Annotated in this window: 8 protein-coding genes; 2 read left to right on the top strand and 6 right to left on the bottom strand. The window is 54.6% G+C overall.

Annotated features, from left to right (window positions below):
• On the bottom strand, window positions 1-1451 hold a 1451-nt coding region (locus tag VMW13_07335; protein HUV44626.1), incomplete at its 3' end, for an ABC transporter substrate-binding protein.
• 872 nt (window positions 1452-2323) lie between these two features.
• A complete protein-coding gene (locus VMW13_07330; protein HUV44625.1) occupies window positions 2324-2926 on the bottom strand; it encodes a nitroreductase family protein in 603 nt (200 codons plus the stop codon).
• 486 nt (window positions 2927-3412) lie between these two features.
• Between VMW13_07330 and carB the strand changes: the two genes are divergently transcribed.
• Complete coding sequence (gene carB, locus VMW13_07325) at window positions 3413-6613, top strand: carbamoyl-phosphate synthase large subunit (protein ID HUV44624.1); 3201 nt, start codon at window positions 3413-3415, stop codon at window positions 6611-6613.
• Window positions 6614-7047: 434 nt separating this feature from the next.
• Here carB and VMW13_07320 read toward each other — a convergent pair whose 3' ends face one another.
• The 3 genes from VMW13_07320 to VMW13_07310 form a co-directional block, all read right to left on the bottom strand.
• A complete protein-coding gene (locus VMW13_07320) occupies window positions 7048-7533 on the bottom strand; it encodes a metallophosphoesterase family protein (GenBank protein ID HUV44623.1) in 486 nt (161 codons plus the stop codon).
• 165 nt (window positions 7534-7698) lie between these two features.
• On the bottom strand, window positions 7699-10128 hold the full coding sequence (locus tag VMW13_07315; GenBank protein ID HUV44622.1) for a hydrophobe/amphiphile efflux-3 (HAE3) family transporter: 2430 nt from the start codon (window positions 10126-10128) through the stop codon (window positions 7699-7701).
• Complete coding sequence (locus VMW13_07310; protein ID HUV44621.1) at window positions 10112-10588, bottom strand: MarR family transcriptional regulator; 477 nt, start codon at window positions 10586-10588, stop codon at window positions 10112-10114. The genes VMW13_07315 and VMW13_07310 overlap by 17 nt, the downstream gene beginning before the upstream one ends.
• A 254-nt stretch (window positions 10589-10842) precedes the next feature.
• Between VMW13_07310 and VMW13_07305 the strand changes: the two genes are divergently transcribed.
• Window positions 10843-12294 (top strand): alpha/beta hydrolase, encoded by a 1452-nt coding sequence (locus tag VMW13_07305; protein HUV44620.1) that lies wholly within the window; start codon window positions 10843-10845, stop codon window positions 12292-12294.
• Window positions 12295-12296: 2 nt separating this feature from the next.
• Here VMW13_07305 and VMW13_07300 read toward each other — a convergent pair whose 3' ends face one another.
• The gene (locus VMW13_07300; GenBank protein HUV44619.1) at window positions 12297-13040 is read right to left on the bottom strand and encodes a site-2 protease family protein; all 744 of its coding nucleotides are present in this window, start codon (window positions 13038-13040) and stop codon (window positions 12297-12299) included.
• Between the last annotated feature and the right edge of the window lie 548 nt (window positions 13041-13588).

Here is a 13588-nt window from a genome sequence, read left to right as displayed (position 1 = left end):
GTGGTGGATTCCACCACGTCTATCGTCATGTCGATGCCGACATCGGCAAGCCAGCTCTGGACCAGGGACAACTGCTCGATACCGCGCGGCCAGGCAGCCGAGACCTGGCAGTCGGTGGCGAAGCCGTTTGGATAGCCGGCTTCGGCCAGCAGTGCCTTGGCTTCTTCCGGATTATATCCGTAGAGCAACTGGCTGTTTGCCGGCAGCTCCTCCAGCGGTGTGTAGTGGTCGGCGAAGGAGGGCATCACCGGCCAGGTGAGCATGTAAGCCCTGCCCTCGTAGTAGTCTTCCAGGATGGCTGGCTGGTCTATCGCCATGGAGACTGCCTGCCGTACCCGCTTGTCGTTGAAGGGTGCGATATCGGTGCGCGGCCAGATCGTAGAGGAGGCGTCCGGCAGCATCTTCACCATCTTCAGCTCGGGATTGGATTTAATCATGCCGTCCACCTTGTCGGAGGGGACAGACTGCCAGTCGGTCTTCCACGTTCGCAGCGCCGCTAGCTGGGTGGCCGTATCGGGTATCACAATCATCTGGAGCTTGTCGGCATAGGGCAGCCTGTTCTTGGGGAAGAAGGGGTCGAACGCGTAGTAGTTGGGATTCCTGATCCACGTCAGCGAGCTGTCGGTAACGGCATCCTCCAGCATCCACGGGCCGATGCCTACCTGGTGTGCGGGGTCTTCCAGGTCACCGTACATCTCCACCACTTCACGTGGCTGCATGTAGTTCCAGTGCATGAGACCGTGAAACATGCGCGTGCCTGGTACTTCGTACACGATCGTGAAGTTGAATTTGTCATGCTCGGTGTAGAAAGGCGGAATTGTCGGGTCCCGCACATAGTCCGGTGCCTGGTAGCCCGTGGCCCGCGGGTCATCCGCAGAGCGTTCATACGAATACTCAACGTCACTGGCAACGAACTGCCGTCCGTTCATCGGCGGGCGGTTCTGCCAGTAGACGTTCTCACGGAGCTTGAAGTTCATGGTCCCCAGGTCGACAATTTCCCAGCTCTCGACCACATCACCTATGGTAAACGGGTCGGCGATATATGAGGATGAGAACGGGCATTCACCGGTACCCTGGGGCCCCTTTGACCAGTCGGCCGTGCCCAGTCGTCCGTAGACGTTAACTCCGTTGACCACGGCACGGGTCGAATTCACCGGGTCGAGGAGCTGTGTCGGCGCACCGCCGGCCGAGATGAAGGTGATAGTGCCCCCGTAGCGGGGTTTCTCCTTCAGTTTCCCCATAGAGTCAGTGACCATCTCCGGACCCTTTTCCTCAACGGCAGCCGGACCTTCCTCCTCCTCTTCTACCTTGGGAGCATCCTTTTCTGTGACCTGCCCCTTAACTGTCTCTGTTGTTTTCTTCTCCTCGACTGTTGCCGGCTGGCAGGATGACAGAACCAGCGCCGCTACCATCAGGCAACTGAAAACCAACCATATTGCTTTTTTCTTCATTTCCTCTCCTTTAGTTATTACCATATAAGGTTAGGGTTCTACCTATATATAAAGCGCTCTACCGGCGCGTAACATGGGCAGTTTCCTCTTCTATCTCTATCTGCGTTGTTATGGACTCTATCAGTCCACAACACGACCGAGACCGCAGTCTCCGTACTTGTTTAAAAACTACCTTGACGTTCAGGTACAGTCCTTAGTCATAGATTATACGCATCATGATATCTGATGTCAATAGTAATAAATAGTTATTATGCCTCCTGTTAATCTGATGTCCATTGTTCCAGTGGGGGTTGTTATGGGTGGACTGGTCTTATCTTGAGGAAGCAGTATCAGGGCTGTGACCTGGAAGCCTGGCCTGGACTGTAGTTGTCTGTATGCCTTTCTGGTTAGGGGCCCTGCTGCTAAACCCGACAATATCAGCCTAAACCCGATAAAGCCCGGCTATGCCCGATTACCCCCAGAGCTCCGGTCACGGGAGGGAGTAGCCGCGCTTAATTAAGCCGGTGGATGGTCATCCCAAACATCCCCGGCACTCTGGTTTTCCCCAGCAGGACCCCAGCGTATTCCTCCAGGCAACCAACTACTGCACGGTATGGTAAGTTACATTTACACTAAAGCAGCAGAACTATATAGTTCTGCTTACGTGCACAGGCGTCCATTGTAATCGACAGAACATGGATTGTCAAGTAATTGTACTAGCTCAGTAGTAAATCGTACGGATTATCAGTGCCCAGAGAAAATGTCACCGTATGAATGATACAGTGACATTGCACGGGAGGGAATGGCAGTGTGAGACCGGGGAGTTCTGCTGACTCACGTTGGAAGCGGGATTGAGGACACAGGAAGCACCTGATAAAGTGCCGCTCTGCCCGCTAGCTGTAGATGTCCCGGCATATGATTTCTTCGAGTGCCTTCCGGGGCCTTGGCTCCGGCCACGAAATGGCGTAGCCAATGGGCATCACGAACAGGACCCTCATATCATCGGGTACGGAAAGGATGTTCTTTAGCTCCCTCTCGTCCAGAGCCGCAATCCAGCACGTTCCCAGTCCTTCCTCAGTCGCTACCAGGGTCAGGTGGTCCAGGGCAATCGCAAGGTCGACCGCCATGAGGTTATTGTAGTCATACGGGTCCTTGTCTATTGCTTCTGGGGCAACACCCATTATGAGGGAAGGATTTCCATCCTTGTAGAAGCGCGTAACCGCGTCTTTCTCGGAGCCGCAGGCGACTATCACCACGGGGGCTTCGGCGATGAACTCATGGCCATTGGGTCTGCCCGGTACCCATCGACAGGCAGCAGCTACTTTTCCCCTGGTCTCCTTATCCTGCACAACGATGAACTTGAAAGGCTGGCGGTTACCTCCCGTCGGGGCCAGGCGCAGTGCCTCCAGCAACCTGTCCAGCACGTCCTCCGGTATCCTGTCTGGTCCGTAGTCCCTTATGCTCCTTCGCTTTCTGATTACATCAAGTACTTCCATTACCGGCACATCCTCCTTGCTTACGTGTGTTTATCGCTGCGGGTCTCACCTCTGCTATACTGTAAATCATGATGTAGTCTGGCATGTTGATAGCGGTCAGCCCAGGGTAAAAAGTCCAAATTGTCACTGATTTGCAGTATACATGACTGAATAGTCCATAGCAACCCGGGTAAGGTGAGTTGCCGGCAAAGACGATTATGCGGCAAGTATCGCTGATGCTGTACAACCACGTAGAAGTGGAAGATGGAGTTGCCATAGAACCATGATATACCCCGGTTGATAATCCAGATAGTTGACGGGTTAGTCGTAACTCGCGAATAGGAATATTATGAAGATGCTAAACAGAATACGGTAACTGATTACCTATTGCTCTTTGAAGGGTCGGTATGCTATACTATCTCCTGGCCCTGTACGTGTTCATCAGGCACAGACCATCCGGAATAACCTGGGTAACTATGGAGAATAAGAACTTGGGAGGCAGGCTGCATGCCTAGGCGGGATGATATCAGGAAGGTGATGATAATCGGCTCCGGACCCATTGTCATTGGTCAGGCTTGCGAATTCGACTACTCCGGTACACAGGCCTGCAAGGCCTTGAAGGCTCTTGGCTACGAGATTGTACTGGTGAACTCCAACCCGGCCACAATCATGACTGACCCCGGTATGGCAGATGCTACCTACATCGAGCCACTCAACCTCGACCGTATGATTCAGATTATCGAGAAAGAACGACCGGACGCCCTGCTGCCAAATCTGGGCGGGCAGTCCGGTCTGAATCTCAGTGCCGAGCTGGCACGGGCCGGTGTTCTTGATAAATATAACGTTAAGATAATCGGCGTAGAGATTGACGCTATTGAACGTGGCGAGGACAGAATCACTTTCAAGGAAACAATGAACGGTCTCGGACTCGAAGTGCCGCGGAGCACCGCTGTCTATAATGTCGAAGATGCCGAGGAAGTAGCTGCGGAACTGGGGTATCCGGTCGTCATACGCCCGGCATACACGATGGGCGGGACCGGCGGCGGTCTGGTCTACAATGTGGAGGAGCTACGGACCGTAGCCAGCCGCGGTATTGCCGCCAGTCTCATCGGCCAGGTGCTGATAGAGGAATCCGTCCTGGGCTGGGAAGAGCTGGAACTGGAAGTAGTCCGCGACGCCAAAAACCAGATGATAACGGTCTGTTTCATCGAGAATGTGGATGCCATGGGCGTCCATACGGGGGATTCCTACTGTACGGCACCAATGCTCACGATAGACACGGAGCTTCAGAAGAAACTCCAGGAGTACTCTTACCGGATAGTGGAGGCAATAAAGGTAATCGGCGGCACCAATATCCAGTTTGCCCATGACCCGGAGACGGGTCACGTGGTGGTGATAGAAATTAACCCGCGAACCTCACGCTCCTCGGCACTGGCATCCAAGGCGACCGGTTTCCCGATAGCACTTGTATCCTCCATGTTGGCCGGTGGCCTCACCATGGACGAGATTCCCTACTGGCGGGACGGGACCCTTGAGAAGTACACCCCATCAGGTGACTATGTGGTCGTCAAGTTTGCCCGCTGGGCTTTCGAGAAATTCAAGGGTGCCGAGGATAAGCTTGGTACCCAGATGCGTGCCGTCGGCGAGGTAATGAGCATCGGCAAGAATTACAAAGAAGCCTTTCAGAAATCGATTCGTTCACTTGAAATTGGTCGTTATGGCCTCGGCTTCGCGCGGGATTTCAATGAAAAAGAACTGCCTGAACTAATGGAGATGCTCAAGAACCCCACCAGCGAGCGCCAGTTCATCATGTACGAGGCACTTCGCAAAGGTGCCGGTGTTCACGAGCTGTACGAGAGGACATACATCAAGCGCTGGTTCATTGAGCAGATGAAGGAGCTTGTGGAACTGGAGGAGAAGGTTCTTCAATACAGGGGCAAAATGCTGCCGGATGACCTGCTGATTCAGGCAAAGAAGGACGGGTTTGCCGACCGCTATCTGGCGCAGCTTCTCGGCGTACCGGAGAAGGAAATCCGGGCCAGGCGCATTTCCCTCGGGGTTGTCGAGGCGTGGGAGCCTGTACCAGTCAGTGGCGTGGAAAATGCCGCCTACTACTTCTCCACCTACAATGCCCCCGACAAGACGGTAGCCAGCGATCGGCGGAAGGTAATGATACTCGGGGGCGGGCCGAATCGTATCGGCCAAGGGATAGAGTTCGACTATTGTTGTGTCCATGCCGCTCTGGCGCTACGTGACATGGGATTCGAGACAATCATGGTCAATTGCAATCCTGAGACTGTCTCCACGGACTACGACACGTCGGACAAGCTCTACTTTGAGCCACTCACCGTTGAGGACGTTCTCAGCATCTACGAGAAGGAGAAGCCGGAAGGCGTGATAGTCCAGTTTGGAGGACAGACCCCGCTCAACATTGCCAGGGAGCTCTCCGAGGCTGGCGTTAGAATACTGGGTACCTCGCCGGAGACAATCGACCTGGCAGAGGACCGTGACCGGTTCAGCCAGATAATGGCCAAGCTAGGCATTCCTATGCCGGATTCCGGCATGGCCAGCAATATTGAGGAAGCGCTGGTCGTTGCCGGTAGAATCGGATATCCCCTGATGGTACGGCCTTCCTATGTTCTGGGCGGACGAGGCATGGAGGTTGTTCACGACGAGGAGATGCTCACGGAGTATCTTGCCGCCGCTGTGGATGTCACCCCTGACCGCCCCATCCTGATAGATAAGTTTCTAGAGAACGCCATCGAGGCGGAGGCCGACGCCATTGCCGACGGCTCCGAGGTCTTTGTGCCCGCCATCATGGAGCACATTGAATTTGCCGGCGTACATTCCGGCGATTCCGCCTGCGTAATACCTCCGGTAAGCATACCGGAAAAGCACCTTGAAACGATTTACGAGTATACCAGGAAGATTGCGCAGGAACTGGACGTGCTGGGGCTGATGAACATCCAGTATGCGATTGCCCGGGACGTGGTCTACGTGCTGGAGGCAAACCCACGAGCATCGCGGACGGTACCGCTGGTCTCGAAGGTGTGCAACGTGTACATGGCGCGCATCGCAACTCAGCTTATACTCGGCAAGAAACTTGCTGAGATGGACCTGAAGCGGCGCAGGATAACACACTTCGGTGTGAAAGAAGCGGTTTTCCCATTCAACATGTTCCCCGAAGTGGACCCTGTGCTCGGTCCGGAGATGCGGTCGACAGGCGAGGTTCTGGGAATCGCGGACTCATTCGGCCTGGCCTTCTTTAAGGCACAGGAGGCGGCAAAACAACTGCCCCCAACAGAGGGTACCGTCCTGATAACGGTGTCCGAGAAAGAACGTCCCGCTGTTACTGAGGTGGCCAGGAGCTTTGCTGGCCTCGGTTTCAAAATCAAGGCAACGCGAGGTACTCGCCAGTTCCTTGCCGGTGAGGGTATCGAGTCCGAACTGATTCTGAAAATGCACGAAGGGCGCCCCAATATCGCTGATGGAATCATGAACGGGGAGATTAACCTGGTTATCAATACCCCGGTCGGGAAGCTAAGTCAGTATGATGATTCCTATATCCGCAAGACGGCGATAAAATACAAGGTACCGTATATCACTACCCTGGCTGCTGCCGCTGCCGCCGCCAAGGGAATAGCTGCCTATCGTCAGGGTGGCTCCGGGGTGAGGTCCCTGCAGGACTATCACTCGGCCATGAGTTAGTTACAGGTCGCTCCGACCAGATACTCGTGGAGCCGTAAATCCGGCATCCGCTCTCCTCGTTGCTTCATTTTCCCTCACAGTAAGGCCAGGCGTGCTCAGTCGCTGGTAGTGCACTAACAGGGTGATGAAAAAGGGGAGTCCGGAGGGGGTGCCCATTCTGATGGGCCCACCCCTTCTGAGGGGCCCCGCCTCTTCTGAGAGGCACTCCTTTTGGCACGGGTGTCTGGGCGTCATTCTTACAGAATGACGTTAGTAGAATCCGAAACCAGATTCTGCCGGTGTCCCCCGGATATGATTTCCCCCCTTCCTGGACAGGAAGGGTAAGGCACCGCCCCTTCTGAGGGGCCCAGCCTCTTCTGAGAGGCGCTCCGCCTCTTCTGAGAGGCGCTCCATCCGGGACGCACGGGGATTGGTCGAAAGGGTTTTTCAGCACCCTACAGCTTCACAATGGAAGCCTCCGCTCCTTCCGGTCCTATTTCAAGTATGGCGACCGTACCCGGACCGTGGTGGTAGTGCAGAAAAGTGGGGCTGCCGGAGCCTACAACCAGGACACTGTCATAGTGCCTCACCTCCGCAGCATGACTGTGACCGTGTACGATGACGTCGGGAAGCTGTGCTCTCTGCTCTTGTGTGGAACGGTACGGAAAGGGCCTTTCGTGGACGAGCCATAACGTGTAGCCCTCCAGATTCAGCACATGCTTGTTCTCAACACGCTCGTCCTTCAGCAGGCCGATGGAATCGTCATCTCCAAGTGCCGCCAGCACCGGTGCTATCCGCTGGAGGTCGTCCAGGACGGATATATTGTAGATATCACCAGCGTGCAGGATGAGGTCGACTTCCTGGAAAACCTCAGCCACCTCGGGGGGTAGTTCTTTGGCCGCCATGGGGATGTGTGTGTCCGTTATCAACCCGATACGCATCTGCATGCCTCCAGTCCATGCGCACCCTTCAGTATTCAGAAGGGCCGCACCCTTCAGTATTCAGAAGGATAATTGTCGGCTGATTTACCGACCTGTCCCTGCGGTCACATTATAGCGTTTTCCGGCCTGTGGTGTCCTGCTCGTTACTCCGTATCCTGTTGATAGTCACCTGGTTTGCTTTAACAACCTCTTGGCTCTCCATTCGTCGAACCATACAATCAACCCGGGCATAACGGCAATAGCACTAATCAGACAGAGAAATACGCCCAGTACTGTGGCGATACCAAAGTCGCGGACCATGACGAAGTCCGACGCTATCAGTACGGCGAAGCCGCCCACAGTTGTCAGAGCAGTGGTGACTATGGCACGGCCTATCTTCGAGAGTGCCGTAACCATTGCATCCCGCGGTAGTTGTCCCTGTTGTTTCTCCTCTTCGTACCGGCTGATGAGCAACACCATGAATTCGGTGCCGATGCCGATTATGATTACACCCAGAATCGCGGTGAGTGGGTTGAGCGGGATGCCGATGAGGAACATATCCAGTGAGGACCATGCTATCACTGCACCCACCGGTATGATGGTGAATACGACACTGCTGAGGCGCCGGTAGACCAGCAGGAGCACCACAAATACGGCCCCCAGGCAGAGGAGGTTCATGGTAAGCCTTGTCCCTACCACGGCATCAACCGTACTTGCTCCGAGGGCAAGAGACCCTACCGGTGCAATTCGCACCCCGTCAGGTGGTTGAGCGAGGTCTGCCATGCCCTGAAGAAGGTCATTGGTCTCCTCCAGGGATATGTATGCAATACTGCACGATATGCTTGCCATCTTGTGGTCGGGGGAGACCAGCCGGTCCAGGAGAAGGGGCGGAGTACTCCCGAGTACCTGCTCAACTAGCTGTTCGGTGGGTGTTGCTCCCTGGGTGGCTTCATTGAGAAGCACCGCCAGGCTGTCCACCGAAAGGAGTTCGGGATACAGCCTGAGAGCTGCGTCCTGGTATTGCCTCAGCCAGGTGAGTACCTCCGGGCTGGTGACATCTTCTGCCTCTACCATGAAGCGAATCTCGCCGCCGATATCGAGTATCTGACGTAGCTCCCGTAATACCTCCAGTTCCTCTATGTCCTGAGGCATCAGTTCCTCGTAGTTGGTGTTAATCGGGAGCCAGTGGTCCACCACGCCTCCGGTAATGGCGAAGACCAGGGCAATCAGGAATATCGGAAGCGTCCTGTTGACTGCCATCCTGCCCACACGCGATAGAACCCTCTCGATACGACCGCTTGCCTGCCTGGCCGCCTTACTCAGGCGGTCGATGGGTACCTTCCTGTCACTCAGATAAAGAATACTGTGAAGGAGAAACAGCCCTGCTACGTAGCACAGAACGACACCAACCGCGAGCATCGTTCCGAAGTCACGTATCATAGGTACCCTGGATATATAGAGCGTAATGAAACCGATAATCGTGGCCAGCAGGGCAATACCCACCGCAGGGAACATACGGGATATGGAGGTGGTAATTGCCTTGCCTGTTGAGTGGCTTCTGGTGATTTCTTCCTGGTAACGGTTGTGGAATTGTATCGAATAGTCTATTCCGAGACCGATGAGTATTGGCAGCACCGCCATGGTGGTCATTGACAGGGGTATGGAGCAGTATCCCGCCAGGCCGAATGTCCACAGGGCGCCAATGCCGACCATCAGCAGGGAGAGCAACCGCAAGCGTACTCGGAACATTACCAGCAGGATGAGTATCATAACACCGACGGACAGGCCAAAGAGGACTGCAAAGTTGCTGCCCAGGCTCCTGCTGATGGCGTCCACCAGTTTCGTGTCTGCAATAACCGTGACATCCGCATTCGCCAGAGGGTGCTCTGCGAAGAAAACCTCGATATCTTCGGCTGCCTGCAGGGCCTCCCGGTCATCCATGTTCCCTTGTGGAGTTATAGATAGCAGGACGTGTCCATCGTCCGGAATGAATGGCTGCATTGCTTTGTTGATTGTGCCATCTGTGCCGTAGAGGACGGTTGCCACGAAAAGAGGGTTATCCAGTGAGGGCTCTCCTATCTGCTGCATCCCCTCTATCTGTGATTGGAACTCCTGAATAACCCCGACCCGGGCCAGTTCGGCTGCCTCTGCCTGCTGCTCCTCCGAAAGTCCCTGTGCGGCAGCAATCTCTCTGGCCTTCACAGCGGCGGTCTCCTGCGCGAGCATTATCTGCTCCTGTAGTGCCAACTGTCTGCTATTTGCTTCCTCCACGGCCGCCTGGAGGATATCCAGCGGGCCGGCAACAGCACGGTAGCGGCTATCATTGGAGAACTCCTGCACGAAGACACGCATAATCTCCAGGTTGCCAGTCGAGAATATGTCGTCAAGTCGGCCTTCGAGTAGAACAGTAATTGGTTCGGCACCAAACTGCTCCTGGTACCTGGAGTTGTCCTGGGAAAGTGAAGAGCCGGGCGAGACCAGTGTGTTAAAACCGGTCTCTGTTTTCAGCATGGTAATCCCTGGAATGGCAGCGGCAGCCAGCACTACGGTTGCGACGACAAGCCACCAGGGACGGCGTTCTATGAATCGGGCTAACGCTTCAGGCAAGCGTTTCATCTGTTGTCACCTCCTCCTCCTTTTCCGATACATTGTTAAAAAGCATATCGGTAACGTCGGCAGCTTTACGGAGTTGTTCCAGGGACAGCCCTTCGAGTAACCTCTCCATCTGGAACTGGCCGGATGACCAGAGCCGGTTTATACTTTCCTGTCCGGCGGGAGATATCTTGCAGATGACCAGCCTTCGGTCTGTCGGGTCGGTCTCTCGCTTCACAAGTCCCTTTTTAACCAGGTTCTCCACAATGCCGGTTGCCGACGGGAGGGTAACACTCAGAGTGGATGCGATATCACTCATCCGGGTGGGCCCCCGGGACTGCAGGACAAGCAGAATACGCAGCTGGGCGACGGTCAAATCGGACGAGAGCCACTCGGTCGGCACTCCGGGTGAAAGTGCATTGTATATATCTTCGGACATCTTCAGGATGTACTGCACCAGGTCTTCCTCGTTTCGCTTCACCATTTACCAACTCCACAGAGATAATTAGTGTATGCCTGAACATTAGGTTATACCTAATAATATTTTATCCTCCGGTTATCGGCCTGTCAAGCCCCTGTACTCGTCCGGTACATTAGTGACACTCCAGTACAGAGGTACATAAGTCAGCGCAACCTTGACAGGGAACGCTCGGGCTTTTACAGTATCCATAGAAAGACTGTTAGAGCCGGCTTAGTAGTAATCAAAAAGACTTCAAGGTAGATTTGACTGGTGATGAGATGTTCATTCGTGCTATAAGACGAGTATCGCTGCTGGTGGTCATTTGTCTGTGTATCCTGGTCGCTTTCCCGGGTTTGACACAATCAGCGCCACCGGTCCGTATCAAGGTCAAGGAGCTCAACTTCGTATTCCTTCACGGTATGGGCAGCGATTGCTGCACATTCCAACTTCTCTCTGACTCCCTTGAAGAACAGCTGCCGACGTTTGACTTCCTCTATAAGCAAGCCAACCCCGGCACCACTTTACGCATCAATACCATGGCAAGATGCTATCCCGGCTACGAAGATATCGATACCTGGGCTCATAACATCGTTGACAGCATCGACGAGTACTTCCAGGGTAAGGATAACCTTATCCTTGTCGGACACAGTATGGGGGGTAAGGCAGCACTCTACGCAGTGTCGCAGAACATCGATGGGATAGCTGATAAAGTAACGGCGGTGATAACCGTTAATAGCCCCATTAAGAAACTGGAGCGGTACTATGCACCCGGTGGAAGCCCTGTGCTGGAGTATTGCCAGACTTTCTTGTTGGGCGCCGATGAAGGCGTGTGTGAATCCGTGCTTTTTCAGGACAGCTCTGAAGGGGGAGAGTGGGTAAGCACCAGGAAATACTGGCTGGCCTTCATATCGGCAGAAAAGGCGCCTCTCAGTCCGCAGTTCGACCGTGCCGGGGTTGATGTATGGCCGAGGGATATGGACGACGGCGTAGTGCCACTCACGGCTCAATACTCGGAGGGGGCAGATGTTGTCTACTACGGTGAATACGGTCACAGTGATTTCGCTGTGCAGGATGAGGTTGCCTCTCTTCTGGCGGACCGAATCCTTCGTTACATACTGGGGGAATCCATAGAGTGTGCTGTGCTTGCCAGAGGCGGGGACCTCGAACAAAGGGCTGATTGGCTGCTGGGTACGGACAAGTGGGATGATATGTTTGGCGAAACCATCGCCGGCATCGGCACACTGCGGCACACCAATGATTCCTGGACGGAGTGGCGAGAGTGGGAAGATGTTGTCGGTGAGCGTTCTCAGGAGTACACACGGAGCAGGACCCAGGTGACGCAGATGTCCTTTCCGTTACTTACCGGAATCATGGAGCTGCGCTGGCTGAACCCTGAGGACCCATCCGATGGCCGTCTCTATGTGAAAACCAGGGCAGCACCGAGAAACACCGTACGGGTGAACTGGGCCATCTATAATCGGGGTCTGCTGCCCCAGAGAGTCGGACGCAGTCATTACGAAGTGGAAATAACCGGCGGCACACCACTGGCTACGGTAATAGACGCGTCCTGGCTGACTGATGACCCTCGCGACATCAGGCTGCGGCTGTGGTCGGAAGCGCAGAGCCCATTCAGGTGGTTCAAGGCAGAGTGGCGGGCCTATTACACGGAAAGCCGCCGGACGCAGATAATTAACCAGATTACCGAAAAATTCTTGTGGCTGAATGATTAGTGTTACCGGGCACTCTGCTGTTCACCGGTGAGAGCGCCGGTCTGTGCGGCGAGTCGGCGACCATGCGTTGCTGCGTTCTGAAGCACCAGACCAACGGCTACGAGCAACACCCCGGTGAACCATTCTTGTGTCAGGACCAGTAGCGTAATCCCCCCCATAGAAGCGAGCAACCCGATAGTCCACCCTATCCAGCCAGCCGTGCGAGTCGCCTTTTCATAGTTACCGGTAAAACGCCAGATAAGTGCTCGCAGCGCCCTGCCTCCATCCAGAGGGAAACCCGGTACGAAGTGAAGAATGGCCAGCATGAACCAGATAAACGCCAGCCACTGCATAAGCACGTCAACGATTATGTTTCCGGTATGTACCAGTAGAAAGTAGACAGCGGTGAAAATCCCTGCTGTAAGCAGGTTGAATAGCTGCCCGAGTGCAGACTGCAGTAACTCAAGGGCCGGGATGGTAGTATCCTTCTCTACCTGGTGCAGTCCGCCAAAGACAAAGAGTGTGATGACGTTTATCGTCATACCTTTCCTGGTAGAAGTGACGGCGAGGATGAACTCCCGGGTAACGACGACAAGAAAGAACAGCACTGTGCCAGCCGCTCCAAGGATTAACCTCTGCCACAGGGGATAGACGGTAGAGAACTGAGTGACAATAGCGGCCGTGAGAAGGACCGCGGCCAATAACCACGTGTAGTGCACACGGAGGTGGATTCGAAACACCTGCCGGAGGGTATATATGCCTCTCATCTTCTCGGACCTCGGGCCAGTGCGGTTGGTAGATTCTGCATGCGCCATCACACGTGCGCTAGCCGGTACCGTTCATCAGTATTCACGAGAGCTATTACTATAGCTATTCTGAAGACGTGATTAACTCCTGTCAAGTAGATTCCGGGCCAGTCTTTCCGGGAATAGGTATTCTTCCCACGGAGAGGTTGAACCGACCGCACAGAAGATGAGGTCGTAGAATCGAATAAGCAGGACCGCTGCCGAAGGCTGGTACTAGTGTAGTGTCTCGTATATATCTTTACGTATGATGGATGTTGATGTCATTCCAGCGCAGGCTGGAATCCAGGGGGCAAACACGTATCCCGGATCGAGTCTAACAGGGTGATGAAAAAGGGGGAGTCCAGAGGGGGCCCGCCCCTTCTAAGGGGCCCCGCCTCTTCTGAGAGGCGCTCCTTTTGGCAGGGGTGTCTGGGCGTCATTCTTACAGAATGACGTTAGCAGAATCCGAAACCAGATTCTGCCGGTGTCCCCCAGATATAATCTTTCCCCCCTTCCTCGGTAGGAAGGCT

Source organism: Dehalococcoidales bacterium, from assembly GCA_035529395.1.
Lineage (GTDB): Bacteria > Chloroflexota > Dehalococcoidia > Dehalococcoidales > Fen-1064 > DUES01.
This window is presented reverse-complemented; position numbering and strand designations above follow the sequence as displayed.

Coding starts and splice junctions, on each gene's coding strand:
- VMW13_07300 (HUV44619.1), bottom strand. CDS start 13,040: ATGAGAGGCATATATACCCTCCGGCAGGTGTTTCGAATCCACCTCCGT.
- carB (HUV44624.1), top strand. CDS start 3,413: ATGCCTAGGCGGGATGATATCAGGAAGGTGATGATAATCGGCTCCGGA.
- VMW13_07305 (HUV44620.1), top strand. CDS start 10,843: ATGTTCATTCGTGCTATAAGACGAGTATCGCTGCTGGTGGTCATTTGT.
- VMW13_07330 (HUV44625.1), bottom strand. CDS start 2,926: ATGGAAGTACTTGATGTAATCAGAAAGCGAAGGAGCATAAGGGACTAC.
- VMW13_07320 (HUV44623.1), bottom strand. CDS start 7,533: ATGCGTATCGGGTTGATAACGGACACACACATCCCCATGGCGGCCAAA.
- VMW13_07310 (HUV44621.1), bottom strand. CDS start 10,588: ATGGTGAAGCGAAACGAGGAAGACCTGGTGCAGTACATCCTGAAGATG.
- VMW13_07315 (HUV44622.1), bottom strand. CDS start 10,128: ATGAAACGCTTGCCTGAAGCGTTAGCCCGATTCATAGAACGCCGTCCC.